Source organism: Streptomyces sp. NPDC014733 (assembly GCF_043083385.1).
Classification (GTDB): domain Bacteria; phylum Actinomycetota; class Actinomycetes; order Streptomycetales; family Streptomycetaceae; genus Streptomyces.
In genome coordinates, this window is record NZ_JBIBYO010000001.1 from 821,683 (window position 1) to 838,200 (window position 16,518).

Below are 16,518 nucleotides of genomic sequence, written 5' to 3' on the forward strand. Positions count from 1 at the left end.
CGGATGACGCGGGGCGGCTCCCGGCTGTACCCGGGAGCCGCCCCGCACCGTGTCCGTCAGTCGAACCAGCGGGCCCGCGCCAGCTCCTCGCCCCGGTCCGGCTCCTCCAGGAGGGCGGCGACCTCGAAGCGGCGGGGCCACTGGCCGGCCGCCCAGGCCAGTCCGGCGGCCACGCCCTCCAGCGTCGCCGCGTGCAGCGCGCCGTCCGGCGTCAGCCGCCAGTCCAGCTCGCTCTCGCCGTCACCGTCTCCGACCAGCAGTTCCTCGTGCTCGGTGTACGCCTCGGGGGTGGCGGGCCCCAGCAGCGCCCGGACCTCGTCCGGCACCTCGTGGCGGACGCCCCCGGACCGCACCTCGGCCGCCACCGCCTCGCTCAGCCGGGGCACCTGGAGGAGTTCGGCGAGCGCCGCGGCGCGGTCCGGGGCGACGGGCAGCAGCGCCTGTCCGGCCACCAGCGGCATCAGGTCCGGCGCGTCGGCGACCAGCGCATCGGCCGCGTCGACCACCCGCACCTCGCCGCCGGGCCCGCCGTCGGCGTCCGGGACGACCGCCCGCAGCGCGTCCGGCAGCGTCACCACCTCCGGGTCGAGCAGCGCCAACTCACCGTGGATCGCGTGGAGTTGGGCGGAGGTGACCGGCAGGTCCGGGTCGGCGAGGCGGCCCAGCAGCTCGGCGGCGCCGCCCGGTTCGTCCAGCAGTGCGGCGAGCGAGGTCCGCACGCCGAGGGACCGCAGCACCTGCGGATCGATGTCCCCGGCGTCGGCCGCCTCGTACAACCCGGCGAGCAGCGGATCGCCGCCCGCGGCGCGCAGGCCGGCCGGGTGCCGGCCGTCGAGGACGGGGTGGCCGCGCAGCCACCAGGCGGTGTAGGGGCGGACGGATTCGGTGGTGCCGTCGGGCAGCAGGACCCGTACGGGGCTGGTCAGCGCGTCGCGCAGCGGCGGCCGGGAGAGGAGGGCGAGCGCCTGCGGCCAGGCGTCGTCGTCGACGAGGTCGAGGTCGCGGACGGCGATCAGCTCGGTGACGACCGGCGGGACGGGGGTGTCGGGCAGGGCGTCGAGGATGTCCTCGCACCAGACGTCGACGGCGTCGAGCAGCCCGGCGTCGTCCGGTTCGGCGAAGTCGCCGTCGCGCGGCTCCAGTTCGTCCGGGTCGAGGACCACATCGGTGGCGCGGACCAGCGCGAAGGCGGCCAGCACACCGACGGCGGTCAGCGGCTGCTCACCCCAGCGGTCCACCAACTCCGCGTCACAGGCGGCGAGTTCACCCGCACGGAGGACCTGCTCGAAGGCGCTGCCGGGGTAGACCAGCTCACCGGCGGGGGCCAGTTCGCCGTCCTCGTCGGGGAGGGCGAGCGCGGCCAGCCACGGTTCGTCGCCGGGCGCGAGGCGGGCGTCGCGGACCAGGCCGAGGACGGTCTCGGCGATCTCGTCGGCGCCGGGCGGCGCGCCCGGCCCGTCCGGGTCGGCGAGCAGGTCCCAGGCGTCCTCGTCGGCGTCGAGGGAGCCCGCGACCGCCGCCCTGACCTGCGGTGTCGTCAGCACCGCGCGCGGCGAGGCGGGCAGCGCGCCGAGCTTCTCCAGCAGCGGGTGGACCGCGTCGGGGTGCGCGACCTTCAGCCCGAGGCGGGTCAGCGTGGCGTACCGGGCCGCCGCGCCGTCCGCCGCGTCGTCACCGGACACCGGCAGCAGCACCTGCCGCGGACCGAGCGTCGTGCGGACGGCGCCGGGGCGGCCGTCCGGGGCGGCCAGCGGGACGGGCAGTCCGGAGAGCCGGTCCGGGTCGGTACCGGCCAGCGCGTCGTACAGCCGCCACCACCAGGACGGGTCGCGCTCGACGCCCGCCAACCGGTCGATCATCTCGCCGAGCGGGACCCGGGCGACGCCCAGCGCCCGCAGCTCCGGGCGGCGTTCGAGCCCGGCGGGGAGCAGCGTGGGGAAGAGTTCGGCGAGGACGGCGACGGTGGCGGCGCCGCCGCCCTCCAGGACCTCCGCGTCGACGGGGCGCAGCCCGTCGCGGGCCGCGCCGCCGGGCTCGTCCCAGGCGGCGTCGTCGGGTGCGGCGGGCGGCGCGGTGGCCGGGGCGGCGGCGGGCAGGAACCGCGTCCGGGGCAGCAACTCCAGGATCTTTCCGCGGAGCGCGCCGTCGATACCGCCCTTGCCGAGCGGACCCGGCACCAGGTCCAGGGCGGCGGTGGTCAGCGGGCGCCAGGCGCCGAGCAGGGCGGCGTAGGCGGTGGCGGCGCGCGTCACCAGGAAGTCGGCGAGCGGGCCGGGCGCGACATGACGGCGGGTCGGCTCCAGCGGGAACGACGCGATGAGCAGCGCCGGGAGGCCCATCGGCTCGTCCGTCGGGGTCGGGGCGTGCACCACGGGCGCGGTGCCGGGTACCGCCGGGTCGCCGTCGGCGTCCACGGGCACCGCCCAGGTCACCGACCACACCGGGCGCAGCCGTTCCTCGACCGGCCGGTCGGCGAGGAGCGCGGGCTCCAGCGGGCCACCGTCGGTCACCACCCGCCAGCGGGTGTCGCCGCGCCCGCTGTCCTCGATCCGGACCAGCTCGCCGTCGCTCGCGCGCCGCAACTCCCGTACGCCGTCCGGGGTTTCGACGACGATCTCGGCGAGGCCGGGGAGGGTCAGCAGCAGGGCGGCGTCGATGCCGGCGAGCAGCCGCTCGGCGAGGTCCAGCGCGGCGCCGTCGCGCAGCGGCAGCACCACGGCGGTGTCGTACCCCTCGGGCGCGGTGCCCTCGGCGGGCAGCGGCAGGCGCAGCAGCGGGACATGGCCGTCGCGGCGGCGCAGTTCGCCGCCGAGGCCGGGGCTGTGGGCGGCGACCTGGCGGGTCAGCTCGCGCGCCTCGGCCAGCGACCAGCGGACGCCGCCGGTGCGGCCGATCAGCGCCGGTTCGTCGGAGACCGACAGCACGGCGGCGAACCCGACACCGAACCGGCCGACCGCGCCGCTCTCCACACCGGCCTCGCGCTTCGCGGAGGCGCGGAGGGTGGCGAGCGATTCGACGCCGGTGGCGTCCAGCGGGGCGCCGGTGTTGGACGCGACGAGGACGGCGGGGTCGTCGCCGTCGGCCGGGTGCAGGGTGAGCCGCAGGCGGCCGGGGACACCGGCGCGGGCGGCGGCGTCGGCGGCGTTCTGGGCCAGCTCCACGGCGAGGCGGTCGCGGTAGCCGCCGAGGGCGAGGTCCTCCTCGGCGTTGGCGTCCTCACGGAAGCGGGCGGGGGAGGCTGCCCATGCCTCCAGCACTCCGCGCCGCAGCCGGGAGGTGCCGAAGGGGTCTGCGCCCTCGGGCTCCCCGCGGACCAATGGCGTACCGGTCACTTGCGTCTCCGCTCTTGCAGGTCTTTGTTCTGACCGTAGCGTGGGGGGCCTGCGGGGTGGGGCGGAGGGCGCGGTCCACGGTGCGTGGTGGGTGCGGTGGCGGGGTCGGGGGTGGCTTTACGGACTGATCCGCACGTCCGTACCCCCCGACCCCGCCACCTCCCGTCGTTCTTCCGGTGCGGCCCTGCCCTCGGAAAAGAGAAAGAAAAAGCCGGGTGCGGGCTCTGGGTCAGCTGTGGCCCAGTTCTTCCATGGGGGTGGTGTCCTCCACGGAGCCGCCGGTGGGTTCGGGGCGGAGGGTGAGGGGTTCGATGACGGTTTCGTCCACCACGGGGGCCGCCGGGCGGGGCGGGGCGGGCATGACGGCGGCTTCGGAGTGGCCGCCGCAGCCATAGGAGAGGGAGACGACGCGGCCGTCGGCGGGGGAGAACTCGTTGGCGCAGACGCCGAAGGCCTGGCGCAGGGAGCCGGCGAGCGGGGTGAGGAAGCCGCAGGAGGCACAGCTGGCGGGGGCCGCCTGGGCCATCGCGGTGTGGGCGCCGAAGGACTCGTCCCAGCGGTCGGCGGCCTCGCGCAGGCCGTAGCGGGACAGGACGCGGGCGCGGCGCATGCCCAGTTCGTCGGCGAGGGAGGCGAGGTCGCCGCGGGCGGGGGCGGGCTGCACGGCGGGCGAGCCGGGGACGACGTCGGCGTCCTCGGTGTCGGCGATCTGCGCGATCTCCGCGGTCTCGGCAGGCAGGTCCGCGGTGAGGACGGAGTTGGGCGGCGGGGCGTCCTCACCGGTGTAGCCGGGCTCCAGGCGCAGGTCCTCGGCGTCGGTGGGCAGCAGGTCGCCGGGGCCCATGTCGCCGGGGCGCAGCCGCTCGCTCCACGGCACCCACTCGGGGGCGAGGACGGCGTCCGGGCCGGGCAGCAGCACCGACTCGTCCAGCGTGACGATCTTGGCGCGGGAGGCGCGGGCGACGGTGACGGCCCAGCGCCAGCCGCGGTAGCCGGGCTCCTTGCAGGCGAAGAGGTGGGTGACGACGCGGTCGCCGTCGGCGACGGCCTCCAGGTGCTCGCCGACCATGCCCGGCAGCGCGGTCTCCTCGGCCGCCGCACGGGCGAGGTCGACCGCCTCGGCGCACAAGCGGTCCGGGGTACGGCTTCGCATCGCAGCACTCACAAGAATCGATTCTCTCTTCCACGCCGTCTCACGGGTGCGCCAGCCGGAGCTGTCCTGTCCTTGTCCGGACGACCGGCGGGGCGGGGCGGGCGGAGCGGACCTGGGGACCGCGTCGACGTCCGCGCCCGATCGCTTGGGTCGAGCGCACCTCTCACGACCCATTCTGAGGGATCGCGCAAAGGCGCGCGGCCATGGACGACCGCCGGTGGCGCGCTACACACGCTACCCCTTCGTTCGCGGACGATCCCTCGGCGGGAGCGGCAAATGTGATCACCGGGGTCCGCCGGTGGGGGCGGGAGGCACGCGGACAGCCGTCGCCTCGCACAACAAGCCCAGGAAACCATCCGATATCTCGCCAATTCGGGCAGTATGGCCGGGTGGCTGCCGCACGGGCGTCGAAGGGGCCGAGGGGCCCGCGGTTCTCGCGCGCGTCGACCCGGAGCGGGGCGGGGCGCGACCGGGTCCGGCGGGCGGGGCGGTCCGCCGGGCGGGCGCTGCACCGTCCGGTCACCGGCGCGGCCCGCGGCGTACGGCGCGCCACCCATGCGCACGGGGCGGGCGAATCCGGCCTGGGCAAGCTCATCGAACTGCACGCGGTGAACTCCGCGGGCGACATGCTGATCACTGTCGCACTGGCCTCGACGGTGTTCTTCTCGGTCCCGACCGACCAGGCACGGGGCCGGGTGGCGCTGTATCTCGCGGTGACGATGGCGCCCTTCGCGCTGCTGGCGCCGGTGGTCGGGCCGTTGCTGGACCGGGTGCCGCACGGCCGGCGGGCCGCGATGGCCGCCGCGATGCTGGCGCGGGCGCTGCTGGCGCTGACGATGTCGGGCGCGGTCGCCACCGGGGGCCTGGAGCTGTATCCGGCGGCCCTGGGCGTACTGGTCGCGTCGAAGGCGTACGGGGTGGTGCGCAGCGCGGTGGTGCCGCGACTGTTGCCGCCACGGTTCTCGCTGGTCAAGGCCAATTCGCGGGTGACGCTCGCCGGGCTGCTGACGACCGCGGTGGCCGCGCCGCTGGGGGCCGGGCTGCATCTGATCGGGCCGATGTGGCCGCTCTTCGGGGCCTTCCTGGTGTTCTGCGGCGGCACCTTCCTCTCGTTCACGCTGCCGCACACGGTCGACTCGGCGAAGGGCGAGGCCCGCGCGCGGCTGGCGTCCGGCGGGCCGGGGCGGCGGCCGGGGCTGCGGACCGTCGGCCCGTCGGTGCTGCACGGCATCCAGGCCAACGCGGCGCTCCGCGCCCTGTCGGGGCTGCTGACGTTCTTCCTCGCGTTCCTGCTGCGCGAGTACCCGCTGGACGGGCTGGGCGCCGCCACCTCGCTGGGGCTGGTCGCGGTCGCGGCGGGCGGCGGCAACGCGCTGGGCACCACCGTCGGCGCCTGGCTGCGGGCGCGCGGCCCGGAGCGGATCGTCGCCGGGGTGCTGGGCATCGCGCTGGCCGCGACGGTGGCCGCGGTGATCGGGTACGTGCCGCTGGCGCTGGTGGTCGTGCCGGTCGCGGCGGCCACCGCGGGGCTCTGCCAGGCGCTGGGGAAACTGTCGCTGGACGCGATGATCCAAAGGGACGTCCCGGAGACGGTGCGCACCTCCGCGTTCGCCCGGTCCGAGACGGTGCTCCAGCTGTCGTGGGTGGTCGGCGGCGCGATCGGCATCGCGCTGCCGCTCTCCGGTGAGGTCGGCATGGTCGTCGCGGCGGCGCTGGTGGCGCTGGGCGCGCTGGTGTCCGTACGGGGTCTGCTGGGCGCGGCCCGGCGCGGTGGGCGGGCCGCGGCGCGGGTGCGGTGACCGGGCGGACGGCGGCCGCCCCCGGGCGCGGGCGGCCTCCGGCGGCGGGCCCGGGTGCCGGGTGCGGGCGCTGCGCATGTGGGCGGCGCGGGGCGGCACGCCGCACCCGGGCGTGGTGCGCGCCGGGGCGCCAGATAGCCTGCCCGTCATGACCGCTGCGATGATCTCCTGGGGCAAGGGCCGCCGCGCCGCTGCCGCCATCGGTGCCGTGTCCCTGGGCCTCGTCACCCTCTCCGCCTGCTCGAAGCCGACCGACCTGGCGACCGTGACCGTCGGCTCCACGACCGTCACCGCCGAGGCCACGCCCGGCTGCGACGGCAACGGCAAGCTGCTGAGCAAGAAGCAGGTCGAGACCTGCATCTCCAAGAACGGTGGCAAGACCATCACCGTCCAGCCCGGTGAGCGGGTCCGCGTCGGCGTGACGCCGGAGGTCGCCAAGTCCGGCTGGATCGTCATCGGCGGTGGCCCCGTGATGCGTGAGGCCAGCACCCAGACGTACCGCTCCTTCGACGCGGACACCCTCTTCATGCAGCAGAACCCGCAGACCGGCCAGACCACCTACAGCCGGTCGGTCACGCTCCAGGTCGCGGAGCTGGGCAAGGGCGAGGGCCCCAAGACCATGTGGCACTTCAACCTGAAGCAGAAGGACTGAGCCCGCTGACCCGGGTGGGCGCGGGGCGGGCCGTCTGATGCGGGTGCTCGTCGTCACGGCGGTGGCCGCCGAACGCGACGCGGTGTGCGCCGCGGGCGGTCCGTACACCCCGCGCGCCCTGCCCGGCGGCCTCGCGCTGCACACCGCCGTCGCGGCCTCGGGCCCCGCCGTCGACGTGCTCGCCGCCGGTGTCGGCCCGGCGGCCGCCGCTGCCGGGACGGCCACCGCGCTGACCGCCGCCGCGCTGAAGGGCGCGCCGTACGCCCTGGTGATCTCCGCCGGGATCGGCGGCGGCTTCGCGCCCGCCGCCCCGCTCGGCTCGGTGGTCGTCGCGGACGCGCTCACCGCCGCCGATCTGGGCGCCGAGACGCCCGAGGGCTTTCTGCCGGTGACGGAGCTGGGCTTCGGGACGGTCACGCACCACCCGGACCCGGCGCTGGTCCGGGCCGTCGCCACCGCCTGCGGGGCGCGCATCGGCCCGGTGCTGACGGTGTCGACGGTGACGGGCTCCGCGGCGCGCGCGGCGGAGCTGACGGCGCGCCATCCCGGTGCGCTGGCGGAGGCCATGGAGGGCTTCGGCGTGGCCGAGGCGGCCGTGGCGCACGGCGCGGGCGTGCTGGAGATCCGTACGGTCTCCAACACGGTCGGGCCACGCGACCGGGCGGCTTGGCGCATCGGCCCGGCGCTCACCGCGCTGACCGGCGCGTTCGCGGCGCTGCCCGCCGCACTGCGCGCCCTGTGACACCCCGGCCCGGCCACCGTGCCGGGCCCTTCTGCGAGGAGGACCCGTGACCCGGCCGCTGGACATCGCCTATTCGCCGTGCCCCAACGACACCTTCGTCTTCGACGCCTGGGCGCACGGCCGCGTCCCCGGCGCGCCGGAGCTGTCGGTGACCTTCGCGGACATCGACCTCACCAACGGCATGGCCGAGCGCGGTGAGTTCGATGTGCTGAAGGTGTCGTACGCGGTGCTGCCGTGGGTGCTGGAGGAGTACGCGCTGCTGCCGTGCGGCGGGGCGCTGGGCCGCGGCTGCGGGCCGCTGGTGCTGACCCGCCAGGGCGGCGGTGCGGCGGGGCTCGCCGGGAAGACGGTGGCGGTGCCCAGCGAGCGCTCCACCGCGTATCTGCTGTTCCGGCTGTGGGCGGCGGCCGAGGTGCCGGGCGGTGTCGGGGAGATCGTGGTGCTGCCGTTCCACGAGATCATGCCGGCGGTCCGCGACGGCAAGGTCGATGCGGGTCTGGTCATCCACGAGGCCCGTTTCACCTATGGCACCTACGGCCTGACCTGCCTGGCCGACATGGGCGAGCACTGGGAGCGCACCACCGGGCTGCCGATCCCGCTGGGCGCGATCATCGCCAAGCGGTCGCTGGGTGAGGAGACGCTGCGGCGCCTCGCGGACGCGGCGCGGACATCGGTGCGGATGGCGTGGGACGACCCGGAGGCGTCCCGTCCGTACGTCCTCGGGCACGCCCAGGAGATGGACCCGGCCGTCGCCGACCAGCACATCGGGCTCTACGTGAACGAGTTCACCGCCGACCTCGGCGAGCACGGCTATGCGGCGGTGCGGGGACTGCTGACGCGTGCGGCGGCCGAGGGGCTGGTGCCGCCCCTCGGCCCGGACGCGCTGGCGTTCGTCTGATCCGGACGCTCCGGCCGGGCGCGGCCCCTTCGGGCGCGCGCCCGGCGGGGCGGGTCAGACGTCGAGCTGGTCGGCGACCGCGCGGAGCATGCCGGCGATCTTGGCGCCGTGCGCCTTCTCGGGGTAGCGGCCGCGCTCCAGCTGCTGGGTGACGTTCTCCAGCAGCGTGGTCAGGTCCTGCACGATCGAGGCGAGTTCATCAGGCTTGCGGCGCTGGGCCGCGGCCACCGACGGCGCCGGGTCGAGAATCGTCACGGACAGTGCCTGGTCGCCGCGCTGACCGGCGACGACGCCGAATTCGACGCGCTGGCCCGGCTTGAGTGCGTCCACGCCGTCGGGCAGCACCGACGAGTGCACGAAGACGTCACCGCCGTCGTCGCGGGAGAGAAAGCCGAAGCCCTTCTCGCTGTTGAACCACTTGACCTTGCCGGTAGGCACGTCTGTCCTCGTCCTCGTACTCGTGGGAAAATGCGGGCTGACTGCTCGGAAATGCCGAATGTGCGGAAATTACGGAAACGCTGCCGGAAAAACGGGTCTGGATAGCAGTGCAGCGGGTCACCCGGACCCGCCGTCACCAAGGCTAATGCTCCCGCGCGCGGTGACAAGACGTACCGGGCGGTTCCTCGATGTCTGTGGCCCGGACTTACCCTGGTCAGGTGTCTGACGAAACGCCCCGCGACGGGGATCTCCTGGTCCGAATCGGCGCGATCGTGTTCCTCATTGGCGCGCTGGCCACTCTGGCCACGATGACCCCACTGTTCATCGGCGCCGAGCCACTGCCGTCGGTCTTCTACTGGGTGTGCATGCTGATGGGCGTGGGCTTCCTGATCGCCGGGGCGGGAGTGGTCCGCTCCGTCCTGGGCCAGCGCCGGCAGGCTCAGACGGAGGCGGCATCCTCCGCGACGTAACCGGCCAGCCAGCCCGGGAACCCGGTGAGGTCGTCGAGGACGACATCGGCGCCGGCCGCGCGCAGCTCCGCCGCGCCGCACGGCCCGGAGGCCACCGCGACGGACAGCGCGTCCGCGGCCCGTGCGCCGCGGACGTCGCCGGTGTGGTCGCCGACGTAGACCGTGGCGCCGTGCGCGCGCAGCGCCTCGGCCTTGGCCTCCGCCCACAGCGAGCCGACGAGGATGTCGACGTCCAGGCCCAGGTAATCGAGGTGCAGCTTGGCGCTGGGCTCGAACTTCGCCGTGACGACGAGCGTGCGGCCGCCGGCGGCGTGCACCGCCTTCAGCGCCTCGCGGGCCCCGGGCATCGCGGGCGTCGGCGCGACCGCGTACAGCGGGTACAGCTCCCGGTACAGCTCACTGGCCTCGTCGACCCGCTCCTCCGGGAACCACTCGCGTATCTCCTGCTCCAGCGGCGGGCCCAGCCGCGTGACCGCGAGGTCGGCGTCGACGTGCACGCCGGTGCGGGCGGTCAGCTCCAGGTAGGTGGCCCTGATGCCGGGGCGGGAGTCGATCAGCGTCATGTCGAGATCGAAGCCCACGGTCAGGACGGGGGCGGTCGGGTCGGTCGGAGCAGCCATGTCACCCATTGTGCCGGGCACCACCGACAGCGCGGCGGGGCGCCCGGCCCGCCCTGCTACGGCCCCGGGTCGTACCCTTAGCCTTGCCTTACCTAAGAACGTGCTCCCAGGGGGCGTCACGGACCCGTGAAGAGCGGGAAGACGCCCCCAGGGCCCGGGTGGTCCGCCACCCGGGATCCGGGGGCACGTGCTGCGCCCGGATATCTCGAAATGGACCCGATGTCAGCCGACCAGGCAAGCCCCCGGAGCGCCGCCGCGCGCCCCGGCGCATCCGGCCCGGGAGGGCGCGCGATGAGCCGGATGCGCGGGCGGCGGCTCGTTCTGACGCTGGCGGCGGTGGCGGCGCTGCTGCTGGCCGTCCTCCTGTCACTCGCCGTCGGCAGCCGCGCGTTCGCCCCGTCCGAGGTGATCGGCGCGCTGGTGCACGGCGGGGACGGCGACGCCGCGCAGGTGGTGCGCTATCTGCGGCTGCCGCGCACGCTGATCGGCCTGATGGTCGGGGCGGCGCTGGCGATGGCCGGGACGGTGCTCCAGGGCATCACCCGCAACCCGATCGCCGACCCCGGCATCCTCGGCATCAGCCAGGGCTCGTCGGTCGGCGTGGTGCTGGCGATCTCGCTGTTCGGGGTGCACACGCTCACCGGGTACGTCTGGTTCGCGTTCGCGGGTGCCGCCATCGCCTCCGTCGTGGTGTACGCCATCGCCACCCGGGGCCGGGGCGGGGCGACGCCGGTGAAGCTGGCGCTGGCCGGGGCGGCGATCAACGCGCTGCTGGTGTCGGTGACGATGGCGGTGCTGACGACGCAGGCGGCGGCGCTGGACGAGTTCCGGTTCTGGCAGGTCGGTTCGCTGACCGGCCGGGACAGCGACGTCGCCGCCCAGATCTGGCCGTTCCTGCTGGTCGGCGCGGTGCTGGTGCTGTCGGTCGCCCGCGGTCTGGATGCGCTGGCGCTGGGCGAGGACGTCGCCCGGGGGCTGGGCCAGAAGGTCGCCGTCGTCCGGATCGTCGGCGGGCTCGGCGCGACGGTGCTGACCGGCGCGGGGGTCGCGGCGGCCGGTCCGATCGCGTTCGTCGGGCTCGCGGTGCCGCATCTGGCGCGCGCCGTGGTCGGCGGCGACCACCGCTGGGTGCTGCCGATGGCGGCGCTGCTCGGCCCGGTGATCGTGCTGGTCTCGGACACCGTCGGGCGGGTCGTCTTCCCGCCGTCGGAGGTGCCCGCGGGCGTGATGACGGCGCTGATCGGCGTGCCGTTCCTGGTGACCCTCGTCCGTCGGAAGGCGGTGGCCGCATGACCGCCCCCGGAACGCGTACGGCGGTGGCCGCCCCGGCGCCGCGGCCGGCCGCCGGGCACCGGCCGGCCGGTTACGCCGTCGTCGGCGCCGGGCGGGTCTCGTTCCTGCTGCACCGCCGCGCGACGGTCGTCGCCGTTCTGCTGGCGGGAGTGCTGGCCGCGGTGTGTCTGGCGTATCTCTGTGTCGGCGAGGACTTCGTCGCGCCGTCCGACGTGCTCGACGTGCTCCTGGGGCGGCCGTCGTCGCAGGAGCTGGTGGTCGGGACGCTGCGGCTGCCCCGGATGGCCGTGGGGCTGCTGGTCGGCGCGGCGTTCGGCGTCGCGGGCGGGCTGATCCAGACGGTCGCCCGCAACCCGCTGGCCAGCCCGGACATCATCGGCGTCACCCAGGGCGCGGGCGCGCTGACGGTCGGCGCGATGACGCTCGGGGTCACCTCGTACGCGGTGCTGCCGTATCTGTCGGTCGTCGGCGGGCTGCTGGCGGCGGGGCTGGTGTACGTCTTCGCGTGGCGCGGCGGGCTGCACGCGACCCGCTTCGTCCTCATCGGCATCGGCTTCGCGGTGGCGCTGCGCTCGGTGATCCAGCTGTTCCTGACGAAGGGCGACTACCTGGTCGCGCAGCAGGCGCAGGTGTGGATGACCGGGTCGCTGAACGGGCGCGGCTGGGCCGAGGCGGCGCCGCTGGGCTGGGCGCTGCTGGCGCTGCTGCCCGCGGTGCTGTGGGCGGCGCGGGCGCAGCGGACCGTGTCGATGGACGACGACACCGCGACGGCGCTGGGCGTCCGGCTGGGCCGCACCCGGCTGGGGCTGGTGGCGCTGGGCGTGGTGCTGGCGTCGATGGCGACGGGGGCGGCGGGCCCGGTGGACTTCGTGGCCCTGCTGGCGCCGCAGATCGCCCGGCGGCTGACCCGTACCGCGCAGATCCCGCTGCTGTGCTCGGCGCTGCTGGGCGCGGCGATCGTGGTGGGCGGCGATCTGCTGGCCCGCAAGCTGTTCGCGCCGACGGAGCTGCCGGTCGGCGTGCTGACCGCCGCCGTCGGCGCGCCGTATCTGATCTGGCTGATCATCCGGGGCCACCGCACCCGCAGCCGGGCGGCGGGCCGTGGCCGCGCCGCCGGTCCCCGTAGTCGTGCCAGCCGTGCCGCAGGAGGAGAAGCGTGACCGAGACCGGCGCACCCACCGTCCCCACGACCGGCGGGCCCGCCCCGAGCCGGCTGACGGCGCGGGAGCTGACGCTGGCGTACGAGGACCGCACGGTCGTCGACGCGTTGGATCTGGACGTGCCGCAGGGCGCGGTCACCGTCGTCGTCGGGCCGAACGCCTGCGGCAAGTCGACGCTGCTGCGCGCCCTGGGGCGGCTGCTGCGGCCGCGGCGTGGGGCGGTGTTCCTGGACGGCGCGGATCTGGCCCGCATCCCGACGAAGCAGATCGCCCGGTCGCTGGGGCTGCTGCCGCAGACCCCCGTCGCACCGGAGGCGATCACCGTCGCCGACCTCGTCGCCCGCGGCCGCCAGCCGCATCAGCACTGGTGGCAGCAGTGGTCGGCGGAGGACGAGCGGGCCGTGACGGAGGCGATGGAGCGCACGGACGTCGCCGAGCTGGCCGAGCGCGCCGTCGACGAACTCTCCGGCGGCCAGCGGCAGCGGGTGTGGATCGCGATGGCGCTGGCCCAGGAGACCGATCTGCTCCTCCTGGACGAGCCGACGACGTATCTGGACATCGCCCACCAGGTGGAGGTCCTCGACCTGGTGCGCCAGCTCAACCACGAGCGGGGCCGCACGGTCGTCGCCGTCCTGCACGACCTGAACCAGGCCGCCCGCTACGCCGACCATCTGGTCGCGATGCGCGCGGGCCGCGTCCTCGCCGAGGGCCCGCCCGCCGAGGTGGTCACCGCGGAGCTGGTGCACGAGGTCTTCGGCCTGGAGGCGGTCGTCATCCCGGACCCGGTGACGGGCTCCCCGCTGGTGGTACCGGGGCGGCCGTGGGCCGGGGCGGGCGTCTAGGAGACGGAGCCCTCGGTCCGGTCGGCCGCGCGCGGGCCCACCCGGCGGGGCAGGAGCCGGGCCCGGGGCCAGGCGGCCCGTACGGGTTTCCGGCCCGTACGTCCGCCCCCTACGGGTACCTCTACGGGTACGCACCACCGCCCGTTTTCCCACCCGAGCCGAAAGGGCACTTCATGACCCGCCGTACCGCCCGTCGTGCCGCCACCCTCCGTAGCAGCCGCCGTGTGCGGCCGCGTTCCGTCCGCCGTGCCGGGGTCGCCGTGGCCGGGACGCTCGCCGCCGCCCTTGCCCTCGCCGCCTGCGGAAGCGGGGCCGACGCCGGGGACGGCGGGCCCCTGAAGGCGGCCGGCTGCCCGAAGCAGCCGGTGACGCACTGGGCGCAGCCGTCCCCGGGCGGCGGGCCGCACAAGGTCGCGACGGCGATGGGCGAGGTGACGGTCCCGGCCGCGCCGAAGCGGGTGGTGGTCCTGGACACCGCGGAACTGGACTCCGCCCTCACCCTCGGCGTCAAGCCGGTCGGCGCCACCCGCTCCGACGTCGACACGGGCTTCCTCGACTACCTGCCGAAGGACGACACCGCGGGCATCAAGGACGTCGGAAGGATCGGCGCCCCGAACCTGGAGGCCGTCGCCGCCCTCGAACCGGATCTGATCCTCACCAACAAGGTCCGCGACGGGCGCAGCTACCGGCAACTCACCCGCATCGCACCGACGGTGATGACCGAGACCACCGGCTACCCCTGGAAGCAGAACTTCGCCACCCACGCGGCGGCGCTGGGCCGGATCCCGCAGGCCAGGAAGGTCGTCGCGGGGTACGAGACGCACGTCCGGCAGGTCACCGCGGCGCTCGGCGGCCCGGCGAAGGCGAAGGCCCTGCGGACCAACGTCGTCCGCTTCGTCGAGGGCGCCGACACCCGGGTCTACGGCTGCCGGAGCTACATCGGCACCGTCCTCGACGACCTCGGCACCGGCCCGACGGACGTCGTCAACGGCGCCGAGGACGGCCTGATGACGGAGCTGAGCGCCGAGCAGATGCACCGCGCCGACGCCGACGCGGTCTTCTACGCGAGCTACGGCTCCCCCGAGAAGTCGAAGGAGGCGCAGGTCACCAGCGGTCCGCTGTGGAAGAACCTGCGCGCGGTCAAGAACGGCCGCTCCTTCCGCGTCGACGACCAGCTGTGGATCCAGGGCATCGGCTACACGGCCGCCGACAAGATCCTCGACGAGGTGCGGGAGCGGTTGGCCAAGAGGTGAGGAGGCCGTGGGTGTGCCCTCGGGGTGCGCGTTCGGGGGCGCTTCGGGGGGCGTTCCGCGTGGGGGCGGGCGGGCCCGTGAGGGAGACCCGGCCCGCCCAGTAAGGGTGGACGTCCCCTGGGGGGCGGGCCCGTGACCGTCAGTCAGCCGGTGAAGGGCCGCTCCGGGAAGGGCGCGTTCGGGAGGGCTCGGGCCGTCAACGGGCCCAGCGTCGCATCCGCCACACCAGGAACACCGCCGAGGCGACGGCGGCGACGCGGACCAGGAGCGGCAGACCGTCGAGGAGTACGGCGCCCATCTTCCCGGAGGCGATCGGGTCGCCCCACCGGCCCGTGGCGCGGCCCCACATCCACACGGCGGCGCCGCCCGCCAGCAGCCCGGGCACGCCGAGCGCGGCGAACTTCGCCTCGGTGTGGGTGAGACGGCGCGAGAGGAACGTCACCGCCCAGCCCGCGGCCAGCGCGAACCAGCTCCCGAGCACCGCACCGGCGAGCAGCAGCACCACGGCGAGCGTCACCACGGGGCTGAGCCGGATCCGGGCGGCCGGTGTCTTCTCGGCGGCCGGTTCCGGGGCGGGTGGTTCCGCTGCGGGCGCCGCCTTCTTCCGGCCGAGGGTGCGGCGGAGCAGCCCCGGGAGCGGACGGCCCGCTTCCGTACCGGCGGCGCCCGCCCCCGGCGTACCGTCCTGCGCCTTCTCCTTCTCCTGCGCCTTCTCCCGGTCGTCGTCCTCGCCGGGCCGCTTCCAGATCTCCGGGATCTCGATACCGCCGACGAAGCCGGGCACCGTCTCGCCCACGCCGGTCGCCTCCGGCCGCGCCAGCCACCAGTCCGCGTCGCCGTCGCCGTCGCCCAGTTCGTCCGCCCCGGCGAGATGCGGCGGGGCCGAGGCCCCGGGCGGCAGCGTGAACCGGGGCCCCGCCGCCTCCGCCTCACCGGCCTCGGCGCCCTTCTTCTTGAACAGCCCGGACCACTGCCCGGACCGCGCCCCGTCCCGCGGCCCCGGGACCTTCCCCGCCGCCCCGGCCTGCCCGGGCTCCCCCGCCGCCCCCGGCTTCCCCAACGAGAGGGGCCGGTGCGGCTCTTCCCGCGCGAGGCCGGACGGCTCCGCCGGGCGGAACGCATCGGGTGGCTCGGGCGCGTCGGTGGGCCCGGGCGCGTCGTCGGTGCCGGGCCGAGCTGACGGTACGTCCAAGGCCGACGGCCCGGTCGAGGGCGACGGCGGGGCCGGAGCCGGAGCCGGAGCCGGAGCCGGAGGAGTGTCCGGCGCCGACGGCGCGGCCGGGGACACCGGCACATCCGGGGGCGCCGGCACCGCAGGAGCCGTCGGCATCACCGGAGCTGACGGCGCCGCAGAAGCTGACGAGGCATCCGGCACCGAGGCTCCGGCGGCCGGCGACGACCGCGTCGGCTCCCGCCCGGCCCCCGGTCCCGGCCGTCCGCTCGTCCCGGCGGCCGCCTCTGCCGCCGACACCACCGCCTCCGGGGTGCCCAGCCGGGACAGCACCCGCTTCACCTGGGAGGCCGACGGCGACTTCTGCGCCGCGATCCGGGCCGTGACCTCGGTCCGCAGATCGGCCACCAGCCGCATCCGCGCCGACGAGGGCAGGCCCCGCTGCTGGGCCAGGTCGCCGACCCGGCTCAGATAGTCAAAAACGAGCTGATCGTTCTCGATGCCCACGAAATCCCCTGCGGCGTCCGCTGGTTACTCCCCCGACCGTACCGTCTCGCCTCCCCGGCGCACCGAGGACGGCCGATCCGCCCCTGACCGGACGCCAGAACCCTTACGGGCCACGGCCCTGACGCCCAGCGAGGGACGTGTGTCCGTGAGCGGGAGGCACCCTTGGGCCCGTCCGCCCGTTCCAACCT

At 75.5% G+C, this 16,518-nt stretch carries 14 protein-coding genes; 9 read left to right on the forward strand and 5 right to left on the reverse strand.

What is annotated here, in order from left to right; genetic code table 11:
* Positions 1-56 precede the first annotated feature (56 nt).
* A complete protein-coding gene (locus ACF1BH_RS03620) occupies positions 57-3,332 on the reverse strand; it encodes a sacsin N-terminal ATP-binding-like domain-containing protein (RefSeq protein ID WP_391640723.1) in 3,276 nt (1,091 codons plus the stop codon).
* Between the two features lie 229 nt (positions 3,333-3,561).
* Positions 3,562-4,485 carry a DUF3027 domain-containing protein gene (locus ACF1BH_RS03625; protein WP_391640724.1) on the reverse strand — a complete coding sequence of 308 codons (924 nt, stop codon included), beginning with the start codon at positions 4,483-4,485 and terminating at the stop codon, positions 3,562-3,564.
* Between the two features lie 389 nt (positions 4,486-4,874).
* Between ACF1BH_RS03625 and ACF1BH_RS03630 the strand changes: the two genes are divergently transcribed.
* The 4 genes from ACF1BH_RS03630 to ACF1BH_RS03645 all read left to right on the forward strand — a co-directional run bounded on the left by ACF1BH_RS03630 (position 4,875) and on the right by ACF1BH_RS03645 (position 8,576).
* A complete protein-coding gene (locus ACF1BH_RS03630) occupies positions 4,875-6,284 on the forward strand; it encodes an MFS transporter (RefSeq protein ID WP_391640725.1) in 1,410 nt (469 codons plus the stop codon).
* A gap of 148 nt (positions 6,285-6,432) precedes the next feature.
* Complete coding sequence (locus ACF1BH_RS03635) at positions 6,433-6,936, forward strand: hypothetical protein (protein WP_391640726.1); 504 nt, start codon at positions 6,433-6,435, stop codon at positions 6,934-6,936.
* A 37-nt stretch (positions 6,937-6,973) separates the two neighbouring features.
* The gene (locus tag ACF1BH_RS03640; protein WP_391640727.1) at positions 6,974-7,678 is read left to right on the forward strand and encodes a futalosine hydrolase; all 705 of its coding nucleotides are present in this window, start codon (positions 6,974-6,976) and stop codon (positions 7,676-7,678) included.
* Between the two features lie 46 nt (positions 7,679-7,724).
* Positions 7,725-8,576, forward strand: a complete 852-nt coding sequence (locus tag ACF1BH_RS03645) for a 1,4-dihydroxy-6-naphthoate synthase (RefSeq protein ID WP_391640728.1) — start codon at positions 7,725-7,727, stop codon at positions 8,574-8,576.
* 54 nt (positions 8,577-8,630) lie between these two features.
* On the opposite strand, the gene ACF1BH_RS03650 is transcribed toward ACF1BH_RS03645, so the two are convergent.
* Positions 8,631-9,014 carry a cold-shock protein gene (locus ACF1BH_RS03650; protein ID WP_143942785.1) on the reverse strand — a complete coding sequence of 128 codons (384 nt, stop codon included), beginning with the start codon at positions 9,012-9,014 and terminating at the stop codon, positions 8,631-8,633.
* Positions 9,015-9,232: 218 nt separating this feature from the next.
* Between ACF1BH_RS03650 and ACF1BH_RS03655 the strand changes: the two genes are divergently transcribed.
* Positions 9,233-9,484, forward strand: coding sequence for a hypothetical protein (locus ACF1BH_RS03655; protein WP_391640729.1), 252 nt, complete (start codon positions 9,233-9,235; stop codon positions 9,482-9,484).
* On the opposite strand, the gene ACF1BH_RS03660 is transcribed toward ACF1BH_RS03655, so the two are convergent.
* On the reverse strand, positions 9,454-10,104 hold the full coding sequence (locus tag ACF1BH_RS03660) for an HAD family hydrolase (protein WP_391640730.1): 651 nt from the start codon (positions 10,102-10,104) through the stop codon (positions 9,454-9,456). The genes ACF1BH_RS03655 and ACF1BH_RS03660 overlap by 31 nt on opposite strands.
* A gap of 291 nt (positions 10,105-10,395) precedes the next feature.
* Here ACF1BH_RS03660 and ACF1BH_RS03665 point away from each other — a divergent pair, with 291 nt between their 5' ends.
* The 4 genes from ACF1BH_RS03665 to ACF1BH_RS03680 all read left to right on the forward strand — a co-directional run bounded on the left by ACF1BH_RS03665 (position 10,396) and on the right by ACF1BH_RS03680 (position 14,652).
* The gene (locus ACF1BH_RS03665) at positions 10,396-11,397 is read left to right on the forward strand and encodes a FecCD family ABC transporter permease (RefSeq protein ID WP_391640731.1); all 1,002 of its coding nucleotides are present in this window, start codon (positions 10,396-10,398) and stop codon (positions 11,395-11,397) included.
* Positions 11,394-12,557 carry a FecCD family ABC transporter permease gene (locus ACF1BH_RS03670; protein ID WP_391640732.1) on the forward strand — a complete coding sequence of 388 codons (1,164 nt, stop codon included), beginning with the start codon at positions 11,394-11,396 and terminating at the stop codon, positions 12,555-12,557. The genes ACF1BH_RS03665 and ACF1BH_RS03670 overlap by 4 nt, the downstream gene beginning before the upstream one ends.
* The gene (locus ACF1BH_RS03675) at positions 12,554-13,399 is read left to right on the forward strand and encodes an ABC transporter ATP-binding protein (RefSeq protein ID WP_391640733.1); all 846 of its coding nucleotides are present in this window, start codon (positions 12,554-12,556) and stop codon (positions 13,397-13,399) included. The genes ACF1BH_RS03670 and ACF1BH_RS03675 overlap by 4 nt, the downstream gene beginning before the upstream one ends.
* A 173-nt stretch (positions 13,400-13,572) precedes the next feature.
* Positions 13,573-14,652, forward strand: coding sequence for an ABC transporter substrate-binding protein (locus ACF1BH_RS03680; RefSeq protein ID WP_391640734.1), 1,080 nt, complete (start codon positions 13,573-13,575; stop codon positions 14,650-14,652).
* A 196-nt stretch (positions 14,653-14,848) separates the two neighbouring features.
* On the opposite strand, the gene ACF1BH_RS03685 is transcribed toward ACF1BH_RS03680, so the two are convergent.
* On the reverse strand, positions 14,849-16,330 hold the full coding sequence (locus tag ACF1BH_RS03685) for a hypothetical protein (protein WP_391640735.1): 1,482 nt from the start codon (positions 16,328-16,330) through the stop codon (positions 14,849-14,851).
* Positions 16,331-16,518: the final 188 nt, after the last annotated feature.